The 17,680-nt window shown below is 70.4% G+C and carries 12 protein-coding genes; 1 reads left to right on the plus strand and 11 read right to left on the minus strand.

Annotated elements, in window-relative coordinates; genetic code table 11:
- On the minus strand, positions 1 to 3,651 hold the full coding sequence (locus WME76_RS36550) for an RHS repeat-associated core domain-containing protein (protein ID WP_437956812.1): 3,651 nt from the start codon (positions 3,649 to 3,651) through the stop codon (positions 1 to 3).
- Positions 3,605 to 4,099 (minus strand): DUF6531 domain-containing protein, encoded by a 495-nt coding sequence (locus WME76_RS36555; protein ID WP_437956813.1) that lies wholly within the window; start codon positions 4,097 to 4,099, stop codon positions 3,605 to 3,607. Before WME76_RS36555 ends, WME76_RS36550 begins: the two co-directional genes overlap by 47 nt.
- Positions 4,100 to 4,716: 617 nt before the next feature.
- Here WME76_RS36555 and WME76_RS36560 point away from each other — a divergent pair.
- Positions 4,717 to 6,432, plus strand: coding sequence for a protein kinase domain-containing protein (locus tag WME76_RS36560; RefSeq protein ID WP_437956814.1), 1,716 nt, complete (start codon positions 4,717 to 4,719; stop codon positions 6,430 to 6,432).
- A gap of 219 nt (positions 6,433 to 6,651) precedes the next feature.
- Here WME76_RS36560 and WME76_RS36565 read toward each other — a convergent pair whose 3' ends face one another.
- The 9 genes from WME76_RS36565 to WME76_RS36605 form a co-directional block, all read right to left on the minus strand.
- Positions 6,652 to 7,668 (minus strand): aldo/keto reductase, encoded by a 1,017-nt coding sequence (locus WME76_RS36565; RefSeq protein ID WP_437956815.1) that lies wholly within the window; start codon positions 7,666 to 7,668, stop codon positions 6,652 to 6,654.
- Positions 7,669 to 7,862: 194 nt separating this feature from the next.
- Positions 7,863 to 9,272 (minus strand): DUF1552 domain-containing protein, encoded by a 1,410-nt coding sequence (locus WME76_RS36570; protein WP_437956816.1) that lies wholly within the window; start codon positions 9,270 to 9,272, stop codon positions 7,863 to 7,865.
- Positions 9,269 to 10,972, minus strand: coding sequence for a DUF1592 domain-containing protein (locus WME76_RS36575; RefSeq protein ID WP_437956817.1), 1,704 nt, complete (start codon positions 10,970 to 10,972; stop codon positions 9,269 to 9,271). Before WME76_RS36575 ends, WME76_RS36570 begins: the two co-directional genes overlap by 4 nt.
- 275 nt (positions 10,973 to 11,247) lie before the next feature.
- Positions 11,248 to 12,072 (minus strand): BPTI/Kunitz domain-containing protein, encoded by an 825-nt coding sequence (locus WME76_RS36580; RefSeq protein WP_437956818.1) that lies wholly within the window; start codon positions 12,070 to 12,072, stop codon positions 11,248 to 11,250.
- Positions 12,073 to 12,372: 300 nt separating this feature from the next.
- Positions 12,373 to 14,022: a metallophosphoesterase family protein gene (locus tag WME76_RS36585; RefSeq protein ID WP_437956819.1), complete on the minus strand. Its 1,650-nt coding sequence runs from the start codon at positions 14,020 to 14,022 to the stop codon at positions 12,373 to 12,375.
- A 115-nt stretch (positions 14,023 to 14,137) separates the two neighbouring features.
- On the minus strand, positions 14,138 to 15,325 hold the full coding sequence (locus WME76_RS36590) for a c-type cytochrome (RefSeq protein WP_437956820.1): 1,188 nt from the start codon (positions 15,323 to 15,325) through the stop codon (positions 14,138 to 14,140).
- Positions 15,322 to 16,722, minus strand: coding sequence for a DUF1501 domain-containing protein (locus tag WME76_RS36595; protein WP_437956821.1), 1,401 nt, complete (start codon positions 16,720 to 16,722; stop codon positions 15,322 to 15,324). Before WME76_RS36595 ends, WME76_RS36590 begins: the two co-directional genes overlap by 4 nt.
- Positions 16,723 to 16,910: 188 nt before the next feature.
- Entirely contained in the window at positions 16,911 to 17,306 is a 396-nt protein-coding gene (locus WME76_RS36600) for a type II toxin-antitoxin system VapC family toxin (protein ID WP_437956822.1), read from the minus strand.
- Positions 17,303 to 17,575 carry a hypothetical protein gene (locus tag WME76_RS36605; protein ID WP_437956823.1) on the minus strand — a complete coding sequence of 91 codons (273 nt, stop codon included), beginning with the start codon at positions 17,573 to 17,575 and terminating at the stop codon, positions 17,303 to 17,305. Before WME76_RS36605 ends, WME76_RS36600 begins: the two co-directional genes overlap by 4 nt.
- Positions 17,576 to 17,680: the final 105 nt, after the last annotated feature.

Genomic DNA, 17,680 nt, shown 5'->3' on the forward strand with positions numbered 1-17,680 from the left:
TCACGGATAGACCGTACCGTAACCGGAGTGCGGAGGGTACGCCGGCCCGGTCGGTGCCGGCACGGCGCTCGGCGTGAGGCTGCCGTCCGAGCCGCGCGTGTGCGTGACCGGCGGCTGCGGTCCGCTCCGCCCGCGCCCAGCCGCGATGGCCGCCTGCTGGGCACGGACCCAGTCCATGCTCGGTGGCGAGAAATTGGTGCTGTCCGTCCCGTCCCTCGAGGTCGCCCCGGGCCGGATGACCGAGGGATTGGGTTGACCGTATTGCTGATGCAGGTTCGCGAGGAGCTGGCTGCAGTTAGGGCACGGCGCCCGAGCGCCGACCGTGCCGTCGCTCCGAGGCTGGGTCGAGCTGATGCCATCGATGGACTGCAAGCAGCGCTGGATGTCACCGTGATCGCTCGGGTTCGACGGGTCGAGCGGCCGCACCTGCCCGGTCGTGGGATCCCTCCGGTGCTGCCCCTCCCATGCTTCGATGTATCTGCTGAGCGCGCGCGGCTCGCCGCACGCCGTGGGCGACTGACCAGGTGGAATACCGCCGCTGCGGTGGCCCGGATAGATGCCGTTGTTGTCCGGAGCGCGTGGAGGGAACGCCGACTCGACGACCGGATGTATCCTGCCCGGCTGACCGCCGCTGTCCTGGCGGAACGAGCCGGCGCTGCCGCTGACCTCGGTGGTGACGGGCGGGGCGAGCCCGAGGGGGTCGTGGAACCGGAACGGTTGCTGATGGCAATAAGCGAACGGATCCAGGCCGCCGAGCAGACCGACAGGATCGGGGCTCACGTACCGGCCAATCCGCGGTTCGTAGAATCGATAGCGGTTGTAGCAGAGCCCCGTCTCCTCGTCGAAGTACTGCCCGGGGTACCGGAGTGGCGTCTCTGCACGCGCGCTCGCAGAGGGCTCGACGTGGCCCCAGATCGTCGGACGGAGGTCTGCCAGGACCTCTCCCCTGCCCGAGACGAGCACCGCCGGATGCTCGCCCTGCCCCTGGATGTAATGCACCCACTCCGAGTCCCGTCGATCGTCGCCGACGACCACGGTGTCCCGGTGAGCGAGCGGGTGAGGCCCCTCTGTCCGATGAACATATGTCCGGTAGGACATCGTCTGGCCGGCTGCGCCCGGCTCCTTCACCTCGTGGACGAGGACATCTCGGTCCCACACGAACCGAGTCGTCGCGGCCTTGCCGTCCGGTGTCATGACCCGCTTGGCGATCCTCCGGGCGAAGGCATCATAGACATTCTCCACCCGCGTCCCGTCTGGCCGGACGACCGCGGCGAGCATACCGCGAGCGTTCCACTCGTAGCGCGTTGTGGATTGCGTGGAGGGCTCACGCTGCTCGACGCAGCGCATATCCCTGTCGTACACGTACTCCGCGGTACCACGCCGCGCGAGCACGCCGCCCGGTCCGTACGAGCGGCCGGGAGCGCCGGACGAGGTCTCGTACACGGCGCCGGCCTCGTCATACGCATAGGCTTCCGCGCCCGCATGCGCGGGGAGGCTCGCCAGGATGCGCCCCATCGGATCGTACGAGAGGTGGCGCCGACCGATGTCCGCCCTGTGCTCCGCGATCACTTCACCTCCAGGAGAGTAGGCGTAGCCGACCGCGAACGTCGTACCTGGCGGCAGGCGACCGACCCATTGCGGCTCCTGTGGGGCGGGCGCCCGCGCGCCGGGCGTGACCACATGACGCTCGACCAGGAAGCCCATCACGTCGAAGCGGCTCCGCACCGTCCCTCCCGCGGGAAGGACGCGCGCCGTCTCGGAGTCGAGCGCGTCCCATTCGAACGCGACCGCGGCATCCCCGCCGAGGAGAACCCGCGCAGGGCGGCCCATAACGTTCGGCTCGAACCTCGCTGCGAAGCAGAGGGAGGTGCGCAGCGCGGTACGGTGCCCAGCAGGTGAATAATCGCTCTCGACCGCGTGCGTCCGTCCATCGAACGTCTGCGTTTCCCTGAGGAGGCGGCCGCGCGCGTCGTACGTGAACTCGCACCGGACGTGCTCGGTCTCCGCGGCGATCAGGCGGCCCAGAGGGTCGTATTCGAAGCGTTCGGCGGTCTCGTCCGCATACCTCCGGTCGGTGACGCGACCGCACGGGTCGCGCGTCATCTCGACCGTCATCCCGCCTCCGCTCCGGGTGCCCACGAGGTCTCCCGCATTGTCGAGTCGATACTCGTAGCTCCTCCCGTCGAAGGTGCGCTCCCCGACGACCCTCCCGGCCACATCGCGCAGGAGCCTATGTACCTCGCCGCGCTCGTTGATGACCTGCACGAGGTTGCACTCGCGGTCGTAGCGAAAGCGGACGGACTCGCCGGTTGGCTTGCGGATCTCGTGCACGAGGCCGTAGCCTCCCCACGAGAGCTGATAAACCCCGCCGTCCGCTCCGCACAGCCGGACAGGGCGGCCGTCGGCGTCGTGCTCGACGCGCTGGACGCCGCCGTTGGGCATCCGGACCGTGGTGAGCAGGCCGCGGCCATCGTAGAAGAACTCGGTGGCGTGCCCTTCCTCGTTCACGAAGGAGACGACTCGGCCCACCTCGTCGTAGCGTAGCCTGCGCGGCTTGCCGTGCGGCTCGACGAGCTCGACCAGGTTGCCGTGTGCGTCGTATCGAAACACCGTCTCGGCCCCGTCCGGCATCGTGGCGCGCACGCGCTGGCCTCGGTTGTCATGATCGAAGCGAATGACGCTGCCGAGCTCGTCGACCGTCTCGACGAGCCGCGAGTACGCGTCGTAATGATAACGCGCGAAGTGACCGAGGGCGTCGACGACTTCCTCGAGGTTGCCCCGCTGATTGTAGGCGAAGCGCGTCGTCGCTCCGGTGGGGTCCGTGGTGCCGACGAGGCGCCCTCCGGCGTCCCGGTGGTAGGTCGTGGAGGCCGCGTTCTCGTCCGCGTACGTCCTCAGATGCCCGTGCTCGTCGTACGCGACCGTGGTCACGCCACGGCCATTCGTGGCCTTGTCTACCTTTCCGAGCGGGTTGATCTCGTACCGGCGCACCTGCAGAGAATTGATGACCTCGGTATAACCCTCCGCATACTCGAACCGGCAGTGAAGGACCCCTTTCGCCTGGGTCCGCCCGTCGGCGAGGTACTCTGGCACGTCGTTGGCCAGCGCCGGGTCGACCCCCTCCGGGTAATCACACCATGTTTCAACACATCGTCCGCGCTCGTCGTATCGGTAGTGGACCCGCAGCCCACCTGCATATGCAACGCGCGTGAGGCGATGCTCGTCATAAGCGAAGCGGACTGCATGACCATCGCCGTCGTACACGGCCGCGAGATCGCCGGCAGCATCGTATTGGTAGGTTCGATACCGGACAGCTCTCCCGCCACCGCCGTCGATATCAAAGGCGACGATGTGCCCGCGCGCGTCGCGGCGGACGTGCACGATCCTTCCCACGCTATCGGTGATCGAGACGAGATCGCGCCCGCGGTACGCGAGCACGATCCGGTTACCGCTGAGATCGGCGATGGCGCCCAGGATCCATCGCTCCTCGCCGCCAGGAGCGCGCTCGAACAGGTGGACGAGCCCATCGGCGTCGACCAGCACGTAGGCTTCCGGATCACGCCTGAGGCGAACACCGCCGCCCAGGTCCACCTCGGCGCCGACGTCAGGGCGCGGCCGCACGGCGATCGTGCCGTTCGGCCGAAAGACCACGATCGTCCGCCGGCGCACCTCGATTTCGAGAGAGAGAGAGTGGGACCACCCAGGACCGAGGCCAACATCGCGCTCGCGCGCCGACGATCGAGTACGATCGATGCAAGAGCAGGAGCAGCGGGCCTGGTAGGACCAGATCGAGCTGCGGAATGGTGAAGACCCTCCCGTCCGCGATATCGACCGGATCACCGGCAGCCGTGCCTCCGCCGCCTCCGTGGGCCGGGTTCGGACAGCCTGCGCCGCTCCCCTGACCGCATCCGTTCGCGCCGCGGCCGCCGCCCTGGCCATCGTTGCCGCCGTTCTGGCCATTGGCGCCCTGCCGGTTCTGTCCCGCTCCTCCGTTCGGCCCGCCGCGGCCGCCGCTGCCAGCTCCGCCACCCATGATGAACACGCCGGGGTTCATGCCAGGAATCGCCGGGATATTCGGGAAGGGTGCAGTGCGTGCCATTCCGGGAGGCTATGCCCGAACCGGAGTCGACGCCCACATGGATTGTTCGTCGGCGCTCCTCCTCGCAGCCTGCGCTAAGACAGGAATTGACCGGGGAGGAGGCTCGCTTGCGCTCACCTCGATCGGAACTGCACGCGCGACGCCACACGGTCGGGGCGCCCGTTCAGCTGCGGCAGCGCTCGGCGCCGGACGCGCCCGGCGCGTGCCCGCGTCGCTGCGCATGGCGCTGCGGCGAGCGAGCGCGACGGCCTCGCCGTCGATGCAGGAAACCCGCGCGTCGTGCTGGAGGCCCTCCACGTCGGAGAACGCTGCCGCACAAGCAGAAAATTTCATCGCGACCGCACGCGACACGGTGTGCGATCGAGCACATGGAGCGGCGGTGCAGGAGCGGCGGGAGCGCCCGCGGCACCGCGCCCCCTCGGCCTCACATTGCGGATCGCGCGGGAGGAGAAGATGCGACAGCAGCCCGCCCGCGCTCGGCCTTCGTCGCGTCGCCTCGGCCATGGCATGATGAGGCGAGATGCCAGCAGGTGTAAGAACGGCGACACTGGGCCCCGCCTCTGCTAGACCCCGTGGGCCCGTACGCAAGGACCCTGGGACGCGGAAGGCTCGAACGCATGCTGTCGCTTGAAGCGGGGAGCGTCGTCGGTGGGAAGTATCGCCTGGAGCGGCCGCTGGCGGGCGGCGCCATGGGCTTCCTCTGGGTGGCCCGGCACCTCCAGCTCGACGTCCAGGTCGCGATCAAGTTCATGAGGCCGCAGCACGCCGACTCCCCGGTCGCGCGCGCGCGGTTCGAGCGCGAGGCGAAGGCCTCGGCCCAGCTCCGGACGCCCAACGTCGTTCACGTCTACGACTACGGGCTCGAGGGCGACACGCCCTACCTCGCGATGGAGCTCCTCGAAGGCGAGGATCTCGCGGCGTACCTGGTGCGCCGGGGGCGCCTCGCGCCGGCCGAGACGCTGGGCATCATGGTCCAGGTGTGCAAGGCGCTCCGCCGCGCGCACGAGGTGGGGCTCATCCACCGCGACCTGAAGCCGGCGAACATCTTCCTCGCGCGCCAGGGCGAGGAGGTCGTCAAGATCCTCGACTTCGGGGTCGCCAAGACGACCGGCACCGGGCTGGCCGCCGACGCGACGAAGACGGGCACGCTCATCGGCTCGCCGCACTACATGAGCCCCGAGCAGGTGCGCCGGAGCAAGACGATGGACCACCGGAGCGATCTCTGGTCGCTCGGGGTGATCATCTTCCAGTGCGTCACCGGCCAGCTCCCCTTCCCCGGCGAGGAGCTCGGCGACGTGCTCGTGGAGATCTGCACGGGCGACATCCCGGTCCCGTCGCAGCTCGCGCCGGACATCTGGCCCGAGCTGGACCAGTTCCTGGCGCGCGCGCTCAAGCGCGAGCCCGCGGAGCGCTTCCAGAGCGCGAGCGAGCTCGCCCACGCGTTCGCCGCGGCCGTGCACCGCACGCCCCTCCCGGAGCCGCGCGACGCGATGGACTCGACCGGCGCGCTCGCGGCGCTGGGCAGCGCGCCGGCGCTGGGCAGGCCGGGCGCAGGCAGCGCGCCGGCGCTCGCCGTGCACGGGTCGGGCAGCGCGCTGGGCAGCGCGCCGGCGCTGGGCAGCGCGCCGTCCCACGCCCCCCCGGGCTCTGGCAACACACAGGCGCTGGGCAGCGCGCCGTCTCACGCCCCCCCGGGCTCTGGCAACGCACCGGCGCTGGGCGCGCCGGGCTCGGACAGCGCGCCGGCCTTCCGGGGCGGCACGGTGGCCCTCGATGTCGGCGTCGGCGCCGGCGGCACGCTCCCTGCGGGCGAGACGGTCGTCGCGGGCCGCATGCAGGTACCTGGCGGGGTCCCAGGCCCGGGCGGCACGCTGGAGGCCGTGGGAGGCGCCCTCCCCGCGCCACCGGAGCGTCGATCCTCGTCCAGCAGGGCGCTGCCCGCCGTTGTCGCCAGCGCGCTGACGGTCGCGGCGGGTATCGTCGCCGTCGTCGTGCTTCGATCGCCCGCTCCGGACGCGCCCGTCACGCCGGCGGACATGCCTTCGCCCGTCGCGCAGGAGCCCGCCGCGCCGCCGACCCCCGTCGCGCAGGAGCCCGCCACGCCGCCAGCACCGGTCGAGCAGGAGCCCGCCACGCCTCCCTCGAGCGCCCTCCCCGCCGCCTCCTCGTCAGCCTCGGCCGAACCCGCCACGCCCCAGGCGGCGTCCGGATCGGGCGCCGCGAGGGCGGCGAGGCCGGCGCGCCCGGCGTCCCCTCCCCCGCCCAGGCGGCCTGCACCGGCCGCGCCCACCAGCAAGGGAGCTGCCGAGAGGGATCCCACCTTCGGCTTCTGAACCCGAGGAATCCCCTCCTCTTGCAGCCCTTTTCAGCGGGAAATTGAACAGGGAGGCGGGGAGACGGGGAGTATCTTCAGATTTCCTCCCCGTCTCCCCGCCTCCCTGTGAACTCTCCGAAGAATTCGAGAGGAGGCCTCAGCTTCTGAACGGAAGACGCGCTCCAGCGCGGCGCTCCCCCGGCCCTCTCTTCACCAGATCACGCGCCGCCGGGCGGGCTCAGACCTCCGCAGTCGTCAACCAGTGCGGATTCTTGGTCGTCCCGTCGAAGCGCTCCGTGGTCTTGAACTGCTCGTGCTTCCCCGTGGCCCCGAGCGCGGCGGTGCGCGCGAGGATCGCCGAGACGCGCTCGCTGCCGAGAGGCTGGAAGGTGTAGGCCGCCCTGAGCGCCTGCTTGAGGACACCCATCGTGTCGCAGCCGGTGATGACCACCGACGTCGGCAAGCTCATGGGGTAATGCAGGCAGTCGGTCGCCGAGACCGCCCCGGTCTTCATGATCTCCCCGCTGGCGAACGGCTTCATCCCGAGCACCCCGATGCCACGCTCGGTCAGCACGGGGAGCACCTTCTTCTCGAAGCTGCGGTAGTGGGGATCCATCACGTTGAGCGGCATCTGCACGGCGTCGAGCGGCACGCCCTGGCGCTCCGCCATCTGCAGCATGGCCAGGTGGATGTCCGGGTCCTTGTGGCCGGTGAAGCCGATGAACCGGATCTTGCCGGCCTTCTTCGCGGCCACGAGCGCTTCCATCGCGCCGCCCGGCCCGTAGATCTGCTCGGGATCGCTCATCCGGATGATCTCGTGCATCTGCACGAGATCGATGACGTCGGTCCGCAGCCGCCGGAGCGACTGCTCGAGCTGGGCCTCGGCGACGGCGCGCGTGCGGCCGTCGAGCTTCGTCATCAGGAAGGCCCTCTGGCGATAGCCGTCCTGGAGCGCCTTGCCCATCAGCTCCTCGCTCCTGCCCTCGTTGTAATCCCAGCAGTTGTCGAGGAAGTTGATCCCGTGATCGATCGCGAAGCGGACGAGTCGAATGCTCTCCTGCTCGTCCTTTGGCTTCGCGATATGGAATCCGCCGAGCCCCACGAGGCTGACGTTCACGCCGGTCCGCCCGAGAGGCCTCGTCGGCATCACGCCCCCGGCCGGCAGCTCGACGTCCTTCTCCCCGGGCGCGCCGGGCGCAGGCCCCTCGGGGGGGTCCTGAGAACCCCCGCTCGCGGATGTAGCGTTCTGCCCCACCTGCGCGCTTCCTGCACATGCGCTGAGCGCGACGCCGGCACCCACTGTCGAAAGGAATGTCCGTCGGGAAGGTCGCTTCATCATAAAAGGCAGCGCTCCTTTTGAGGACGAAGCTGGATAGCAGGGGATGTGCCAGGCAGCGCCGGCGCGGCGCTCCGGCGCGCAGGCCGACGCCTGGCCACGAGATGGGCTGCTCAGGCCTTCAGCTGGTCGAACTCGCCTTCCTCGCCGAAGGAGCCGAAGTTCTCTATCGGACCCCCGCCCTCCTCGGTGCAGCCGACCGCGTTCGCGAGCGTCGTGAGCAGCTTGTTGTGGGGAGCGTCCTTGTCCTGCACCGTGTCTTGCTGCCGCGTCACCTTGATGTACTGACCCGTCTTCAGGTAGCCGCCGCAGCTCCCCGCGATGATGTACGGCAGGTCGCGGAAGTCGTGCCACTTCCCGTTGGAGAGCTCGTTCATGAACACGACAGCGCTGTTGTCGAGCACCGAGGTCCCGCCCTCGTCATAGCCCGCGAGCCGGTCGAGCAAATAGACATACTCGCCGATGAACCAGCGATCGATGTCGAAGAGCATCTCCTCGTAGCCGTCCACGACGCTCCCTGTGTCGTCGTCCTTCGTGTTCCCGTGAGAGAGCTTGTGGTGGTTGTACTCGTGGTTCATCCCGTCCCACCTGAAGATGGGCCCGTGCGCGCCCGAGCCCCACTGCAGCGTCGCCGAGCGCGTCGCGCCGGTCGCGATGGCCAGCGCGAGGATGTCCATCTGCATGCGGCCGATCGTCCGGAACTCGGCGTCGAACGACACGGTCTCCGGGTTGATCCCCTCGATCTCCGCCGCCCGCTCGGGCGGGAGCTCCCGCGGGATGACCCCCGCGTTGCCCATGCCCACCTCGAGGTCGCGCACCGTCTGGAAGTGCATGTCGAGCTTGTCGCGATCGGCCTTGCTGAGCTTCTTCTTGAGCAGGCCTTCGTACTCGGCCCCGACCAGGTCGAGCACGCTCTGGCGGCGCTTCGTGAGCCGCACGATCGCCTCCTCCTCGAGGTTCGTCACGCCGATGAGGTCCTGGTACGCGAGCCACGGGTTGTTCTCGCCCGAGACGGGCTGCTCGGGGCCGCTGTACGAGATGTGCCCGCGCACGTTGGGGGTCTTCGCCCCGACCATCAGCGTCAGCGCGGGCGTGCCCGGCGGGTTGATCTTGTTCGCGATGAACTGATCGAGCGAGATCCCCGCGGGGTACTGGCTGCCCTGGACGAGCGGCTGCGCCGTGAGCTTGCAGCCGATCCCCTTCGCGTGATCGTCGCCCGCGCTCATGTCCCGCCCGAAGCCGCGCGGCGCCATGTGAATGCCCCGCGGGATCAGGAGCCTGTCCCGGTACGCGGCGAGCGGCGCGATCGCCCGCTCCGCGCCGAACGAGGCGGCCGTCAGCGCGCCGTACGCCGTGCCCGGGAAGAACCGGTCCATGTTCACGCCGTTGCACATGAAGAAGGCGATGAACCGGCGCGGCGCGGCCGGCGCGTCGGCCTTGGCGTCGCGCGCCCGCAGCGACTCGAGGAACGGGAGGCCGAGCATCACCCCGCACGCGCCCCGCAAGAACGTTCTGCGATTCATTGCTCCACCTCTTCCGCGGCTCGATACCTGAACGTCTTCGTCTGCGTGAGCGCGACGAGCAGCTCCTTGATGTTGTACCCGGCCTCGACGAGCTTCGCGTCGAGCTCCTCGATCGTGCACGCGTCCTCGGGCGAGAGCTGGCGGGCATTGCCGTATCGATACCAGTTCGTCAGATAGCACCGCTCCGCGACGGGGCTCTGCGCGAGCTGCTTCACGAGGTCGACCGCCCCGTCGAAGCGCATCTCCGTCGCGCCGACCGTGATCGTGCCGGACGCGTCGATCGGCGCGCCGCCCTCGTCGGCGCGGTACCGGCCGACCGCGTCGAAGTGCTCGAACGCGAACCCGGGCGGGTTGATCATGCCGTGGCACGTGCTGCACGCCTTCGGGGACGTGTGCGCCTCCACCTGATCCCGCGTCGTCCTGATCTCGCCCTGGATGGGCGGCAGCTCCGTGTCGATGTTCGCCGGCGGGTCCGGCAGGTCCGCGCAGAGGATCTGGCGCTGGATGAACACGCCGCGGTGGATCGGAGACGTCTTGTTGAAGAACGCGTGCGAGCTCAGGAAGCCGGCCTGCGTGAGCAGCCCTGCGCGCGCGCCCGGGTCGAGCGGCGTCTCCACGAGCTCGCTCGTGAACGAGCCCTCGACGCCGTAGATCGGAGCGAGCTTGTCGTTCACGAAGCCGACGGACGCGGTCATCAGCGCCTCGTAATCGCCCTCCATCTCGAGGACGACGTGCCGGATGAACTGCCGTGTCTCGGCCTTCATGGCCGACGACACGCTCGCGTCGAAATCCGGATAGAGCGCCGGATCTTTCGTGAGGTCGTCGTAACGGCTCACCTGCAGCCACTGGTCGTGGAAGTCGTCCAGGGCGCTCATCGCCCTGGGATCGGCCAGCATGCGCCGCGCCTCGGCCTCCACGCCCTCGGGCGTGCCCAGCGCCCCGCCCTCGGCGGCCGCGAGGAGCGCGTCGTCGGGCAGGCTGTTCCAGAGCAGGTAGGAGAGCCGGGTCGCGACCTCGTAGCCGTCGAGCGGGATGATGTCCTCGCCATTGAGCTCCTCGCTGAGCTCGACGCGGTAGAGGAAGTGCGGCGACTGGAGCATCGCCTCGATCACGTGCCGGACGCCCTGCTCGAACGGCGTGCCCGCCTCGAAGAGGCCGTCGCCGCGCGCGAACGCGGCGACGTACGCCTCCTCCTGCTCCGCCGAGAGCGGCCGCCGGTAGACGCGCTTGCCGAGCTCCTGGATGAACCGCCTGGCGCACGCGGCGCCGTCGCCCTCGGGGGCGCAGGGCAGGATCTTGCCGAGCACGGCCTGGTCGACGACCGCGCCCTCCGCGATGGTCTCGGCGGCGCGGCGGTAATCGCGGGCGAGGCGGTCGGAGACGGTGAGCGCCCTGGCGTTGTTGGTGAACCCCTCGAACGCCGGGTCCGCGAGGAACGACGCCGAGGCCTTCATGTCCTTGCCGAAGAGGTCCCGGATCGTGTTGTCGTACTGCGCGTGCGTGAGCCGCGTCAGCCGCGGCGTCGGGCCGGGCGCGGTGACGCCGGGCGCGCACTGGACGCCGGTGTCAGGGCCGGTGCCAGGGTCGGGGCCGTCGCCAGAGCTGGAGGATCCGTCCGGGGCTCGGTCGGTTCCCGAGCACGCGGCCGCGCTCGAGAGCGCGAGGGCCGCGAGCAACATCCTCGGGGTGCTTCGTTTCAAGGGCAGCTCCCTTCGTGGAGAGGTCGAAAAGCAAGAATGTACAAGCGGGTCCCGAGACAGGCTATCGGCGACGAGCGCCGACCGTCAACGCGGCGAGCGCGCCGTGGGCGCTTTTCGTCCGCGCGCTGGATCCGTTCAGGGGCGATGCCGAAGCGCGGTGGTGACGCGCCGCGGCTCGGCTGCGGCCGGGGAGGCGCCGGCTGTGGGTGGCGGGGAGAGCCTTATCTACGGCTCGGGTGACGGCGCCTGATGGCGCATGCCGCGGACGCCTTCATTCACGGCATCGAGGGCTGACACCTGCCCTCCGAGCATTTCGCCGTCATCCCTTCCGGATACACCGGCGCGCACGGAGGGCACGCGCCGAAGCCCTCGGGGCAGACGATGCCGCGGAGATCCGCGCTCTGGTTGAGGGCGACGATGCCTGTCCCGTCGCACCCCTCGCAGCACCCGACGCCGTCGCGCAGGGCGCAGTCAGCGTCTTCCGTGCATTCGGTGAGCGGGGATTCGCGCACGTCGAGGACGACGCAGCGCCCGCTCTCGCACGCGGCGGTGAAGTACTGGGAGGTGCGCTCGGCCTCGGTGGCCGGCGGGCACGGCGCGCACGCCACGTCCCCGCACCCGGTGGAGACCGAATAATCCGCCGCCGACTCGCGGTGGATGGCGACGAACGCGCTGGCGTCGACAGGGTCGCAGGAGGCGCAGCAGCGCGGTGAGGCGAGGACGCAATCGCCCGCCGACGCGCATGTATCCATGTCCGGGGCGCCGCCCTGACAGGCCTCCTGACAGGCCGCGAGCGACTCGAAGCGGTTCTCGTTGCCTTCGCAGCCGCCCCACGTGAACGGAACGCAGACGCCGGTGCTCGGGTCGTGCCAGTAGCGCGGCATCGCCGCGTCGCAGGGGCCGACGTCCTGCGGCAGCGCGCACCGGGCCGGCAATTCTCCGCCGGCGCCGCTGCTCGCGACCGAGCCGCCGCCGCTGCCCGTGACCGATCCGCCGCCGCTGCCCGCGACCGGACCGCCGCCGCCCGGGCCCCCGCCGCCCGGTCCACCGTTGTTCTCCGCCCCACCGCAGCCCACGGCGAGCAGGAGAGAGGTAAGCAAGCCAAGACCGAGGGATAAGCGGCGATGCATGCCGGATGCATTGCAATCCGCGTGCCCTCGGTCGCCCGAGGATAAGCCCATCGATTGAAGGAGTTTCATGCGGGTTCGATGGCATGCCAGGCAACGGTGTGCCAGGCGGAGCGGCACACCGTGACGACGTCGTCGAGGTGCAGCGCGGGTTCGGCAGCGCGCGGGTTCGGCAGCGCGCGGCTCGCGCGCAGGCGACGTCATCCCACCCATCGGCCGATCAGCGCCGATGTGCGTCGGCGCGCGCGCCCGTCAGCGGCGGGCGCGCCCGTCTCACGCGGAGATCTCGAGCGACGGGAGCTGCTCGCGGAAGAACGCGTTGTACTTGGGGTCGTTGTACCGCTCGTACTCGATCACGAAGGGCGTGAGCTGACTGACTCCGCCCTTGTACCGGATGGTGAGCGCCATCGGCGTGACCTCGCGGTAATTGCTGGTCGGCGGCAGATCGTCGTTCGTCTTCCCGCCGGCGGAGAACAGGGTGAGGAGCACGCCGTCGGGCTCGTCGTAGACGACGCGGAAGCCCTCCGGGATGCGCTCGTGGCCGCGGATCAGGGTGGTACAGCCGATCTTCTGCATGAAGCTCTTGAACTGCCGCTTCCCGAACGGGAATCGGGCGGTGGCCCGCTGGAGCTCCGCGGGGATCGCGTCGGCCTCGCTGGGGTCGCTCCACAGCATCTGGAAGCGGATCTCGGGGTCGTTGAGCGAGGACAGCGACCGCCACTTGGCGGCGAGGGTGTCGTCGCGCGCGACGCCCGCGTGGACGAAGAGGATGCGATCGAAGATCAGCATGTTCGGGAGCGCCTCGAAGAGGCGCATGTACGCGGCGAACACCTCGTTCGGCGCGATCGCCGCGAGCGAGCTCATCGCCTCGGAGGGGCGCACCGGCGCGAGCACGCGGCCGTTCAGCTCGACGTAGTACTCGTGGTTGCCGCGCAGCACGAAGACATTGTCGGGCGCGGCGAGGAAGAGCTGCATCACCGTGCGCAGGATGCCGTTGTAGCTGAACCTGCCGCGGTCGATGTAGTCGCCCAGAAACACGAGCATCATCCGGGGGTTATGCGCCGGGTCCTCGCGGTGCGCCTGCACCTTGGCGAAGAAGTCGGCCTGCATCAGCGCCGCCTTGAGGCACGAGTAGCAGCCGTGCAGGTCGCCGATGACGAGGAGCTCGACCTCCTCCGCGGGGTCGGGCGAGGCGACGTAGATGTGGCCGTCGAGGAAGGGCGGCTGCCCGGCGAAGCCCGAGAAGTCCGTCGCGCCGTCGAGCCGGCCCGCGCCGCGCGCGCGCTGCTCCTCGAGCTTCTCCTCGAACCTGCGCATCAGGTCGAGGTCGACCTTGGCCTGCTCCGCGAACGTGGCGGGGTCGCTCGCGTAGTCCCACTCGAACGCCTTGAAGAAGGGGTGATCGACCTCGCGCGCCTTCTTGCGCGTGGCAGGATCGATCACGATCGCGCCCTGCTCGACCGGCTCGATGTCCACGTCCTCGATCTCGGTCGGGGCCGCGAGCAGGGCGAACAGCTCGTCGCGGAACCGCTGCTCGTTCGGGTGGACGACGCCGTCGGCCAGCATGAGCCCGTCGACGATCGCGAGCAGCGCCTCGCGGCTGTCGTCGTCGAAGCCGTCGAGGAGCTCGAAGCAGCGGAGCTTGATCTTCGCGAGGACGAAGTCCCTCGGGTCCTCTCCGTCGGCGACGCTCTCGGTGAAGAGGGTCTGGATCTGGTGGTCGACCTCGGCGAACACCTCGTGGAAGTGGGCGGTCCACCGCGCGATGACGTCCTGGTTCGCCGGGGCCTCCTGGCCGAGGGCGTCGCGCGCGCGCTGCGACACGAGCTCCTGGATGTAGCCGCGGATGAACGATTTCTCCGTCGCGTCGAGCTGGCCGTCGATGTAACCGAACCCCGTGAGATAGTAGATGATGGCTTGCATCTGCTGCTCAGCGACGTGTGGATCAGGGCTGAACGACATCATCAGGCAGCTCTCCTCTCGCGGTGGTGCCCCAGGGTAGCGCAAGACGGGCGCGCCGCGGCGACGGCCGCGCGCCTCACGGTTTGGCCGGCCTCATGCGGCCGAGGAACGCGCGGATCCGCGCGCGATCAGCCTCGGACAGCGCGCGCCCCGGGGGCGGCATGGTCCGCTCCTCGAGGACCCGGCGCGCGATGGACTCCCGCAGCGAGGTCGTCGTCGTCGTCGTCGTCCACGCCGCGGGCGTGGAGAGGTCGACCCCGCCCTCGCCGCCCGGGAGGTGGCAGGGCGCGCACGCGCGGGCGACGACCGGCGCGAGGTCGTCCCAGGCGGGCGCGGCGTCGCCGTCGCCCGCCGAGAAGCGCCGGAGGGCGCCCGACGCGAGCAGCCACACGTCGCCGCTCGGCGAGCCGATGAGCTCCCCGCCGCGCGGGAGGCGCGCGCCGCGGGTCTCGCGCGCGCCCGTCCCGTCGAGCACGCCGAGCTCGTCGCCGTCGGCGAACCACACGCGATCGCCGGAGACGGCGAGCCCGTGGAGCGCGGCGCTCGCCCGCAGCCGGAGGCGCAGCACGCCGGCGGCGTCCTCCTCGTAGAGCGCCGCGGGCGTCGCCGCGAGCAGCCTGCCGGCGCCGGTGACGGCGAGGAGCGGCGCGGGGCCGTCCGGCAGCGGGTACGACCGCAGCGCCCGCGTGGCGACGTCGAGGGCGCGGAGCCCATCGCCGAGCGCGAAGGCCACGCGCCCGCCGCCCGCCGCGAACGTCGCGAGCGGCCCGGTCGCGTAGCGCGTGACCGTCGCGCCGTCCGCCACCGCGAGCTCGCCGTCCAGCGCGAAGGCGGCGCCGCCTCCGCCGAGGCCGAGCGCGGCCCGCACCGGGGCGCGCTCGAGGCCGTAGCGATCGGAGACGGGCTCGAGCGCGCCCTGGCCCGGCAGCCTGAGGAGGCGCCCCTCGGCGTCGACGCCGACGATCCACGTGCCGTGGCCGTCGGGCGCGGGGAGCGCCGCGGCGCCGACCCAGCGGTGGGGCGCGCGCTCGACCCGGGCGAGCGCGCCGTCCACGAAGACGGCCGCGGCGCCGTCGTGGAACAGCACGACGCGGCGGCCATCGTCGGCGACCGCGCGGACGGGGCCGAGCTCGGCCGAGAGGGGCAACGCGACCGGCTGCACGGCGAGCGGCTGCGGCGGCGCCGCGGCCTGCCCGGCGCAGCCGGCGAGCGCGAGGGAGAGCGCGAGAAGGGCGCGCGAGGCCGCGCTGCGGAGGAGCGTCACGGGCTCCGGAGCAGCTCCGGCACGACCTCGCCGTCGCGCAGGTGCTCGCGCGGCGCGATGCCGAAGGCGAACAGGAAGGTGGCGAGCAGGTCCGGCGGGGCGATCGGGCGCGGGCCGCCCTGGAACGTCTTCGCGGCGGCCGGGAGGAGCTGCTCCGGGTCGGTCTTGCCGAACGAGAAGTTCCCGCGGAAGCGGGGGGAGATCACCATCGCGGAGTTGTTGGGGTAGTGGTCGCGGCCCATCGCCGTGTTGATCTGCGGCGTGCGGGCGAAGTCGCTCGTCACGAGGATGTGGGTGTGATCCGAGAGCTTCTTGCCGGCCCGGGTCGGGTGCGGGGTCGCGTCGAGCGAGCGGACGAGGGCGGCGATCAGATCGAACAGCTCCTGCTGCGTGGCCGCGTGCTGGCGGTAGTTGCTCGTGTGCGTGTCGAACCCGGTGCTCGAGAAGCTCACGCAGCGGACCACGTTCCGCCGCATCGCCTCGAGCGCGAACGCGGCGTTGACCGCCGCCTGCCTGGCGAAGCGCGCCGTATGGTTGAACTCCGGGTGCGCCTGGACGAGCTTGCCCCTGGAGAACACGTCCTGGAGCCCCGCTCTGAGCATCCTGGCGAGCCCTTCTGACTGGAGCGCGAAGCCGTCCAGGGTGCCGGTGGTGCTGGCGCGCGCGGCGAGCGACCTGGCCTCCTCGGAGAGGAGCGCGGTCACGGCGTCGCGGTCCTCGGCGGTGTCGTAGAGCCTCGCGCGGGTGAGGGAGCGGCTGATCGTGCCGATATCCGCCACCATGAGCGGGGCGGCGCGGCGGTCGAGGCGGTCGCCCACGAACGCCGAGGGGAACTGCACGGAGACGACGGGGAAGGTCTGGCCCGCGCCGAGCTCGCTCGCGCAGATCGTGTCGACGCTGGACGACGTGGAGCGGCCGCCGCTGAGGTGCCTCCCGGTGGTGGCGAAGGCGATGCCGTCGGGGTGGCTGACGGTGTTCATCGCCAGCCCGTTGACGATGCACAGCCGGTCGTAGAGCTCCGCGAGGGCGCCGATGCCGGGGCCGAACGCGAGGTTCGAGCCCTTCGGCCTCACCGGGGCGAAGGTCTTCGCGCCGCCGGGCCCGGGCGCGTCGACCCAGAGGCGGAGCGGCGCGGCGTCGGTGTTGTCGGTCGTCGCCGGGTCGACGAGCCCCCTGGCCTCGTTCCGCGGGTCGGCCCAGAGCGTGACGTCCCAGCCGCCGGACGCGTGGATGAAGACGAAGAACTCGTCCCCCGCCGCCCTGGTCTGCGCGGCGAGCGCGCGCGCCGGCAGGCCGAGCGCGCCCGCTGACAGGCCGAGCGCCGCGCCTGCGGCGGCCTGGAGCAGCGCGCGGCGCGGGAGCGCGTGGCAGCGAGGACAGGGGTCAGGACGAGGCATCGCGGGTGGTCCTCAGGGTACCTTCTGACGCCGGCGGCGCCCGCACGATCTTGCCGTCGAACGCGGCGGCCAGCGCGTGAACCGGCGCTGCACGAACGAGCTCATCGGCGATTGCGGGCGTTCAGGCGCTGGACGTCGAGGGTGACTGCCCTCCTCAGGGGCGCGTTCGAGCAGCGGTTCGATGTTGCTCAGCCGATGATCCTCACGGCGATCCTGCCGCTCACATGTCGCAGCCGATCGTCGTTCGTCCAGATCTGATCACATCCGTGGTGAATGGCGCACGCGGAATGAAGAGCGTCCGGGGTCTTCAGGCCATGCAGCGCCCGAAGCTCGGTCGCGAGGTCGAAGACCTCTGCAGAGAGCGGCAAGAGGTCGAAGGCCGAGAGCAATCCTTCGTACGTCGCTCGCAGACTGCTGTCATTCAGCCGAATGGGCTTCACAAGACACTCCATGCGGACAAGAGGGGATATGCAGACCCTGCTTGAACCGAGCGACATCAGCGCGCGATCCGATGAACCCTTGTGGGGCTCCGCGCCCTCGACTCGATAGATGAGAACACACGAATCAAGATAGACTCGACTCACGGCGCTCCCCAGCTATCGCGCTCCGCGGCGAGCGCGGCATCGATCTGGTCCTTCGACAGAAGTCGATCGGGGTTGTTCTCGCGCCACCCATCGACGGCCCGACAAGCGGCAAGGAGCCTCTCGTTGCTCCCAGCTTCCACCATGCGCGGCTCTCGCTGGTTCTGAACCAGTACGATGACCTCGGCTTCTCCTTCCGGCACATCCTCTGGAAGGTTGATCTCGACGCGTCGCGACTTGGGAACGTGGACAGTGATTTTGTGCGCGTGCATGGCGTTACGCTTGGAGCATACGCCGGCGCTGCATCCGGCGCCATCCGCCCGGATCGACGCCACGCGACCTGCTGCGGCAGGAGCCCGAGCGCACGGACAGGTGAG

It is taken from the genome of Sorangium sp. So ce119, from assembly GCF_051524405.1.
Lineage (GTDB): Bacteria > Myxococcota_A > Polyangia > Polyangiales > Polyangiaceae > Sorangium > Sorangium cellulosum_G.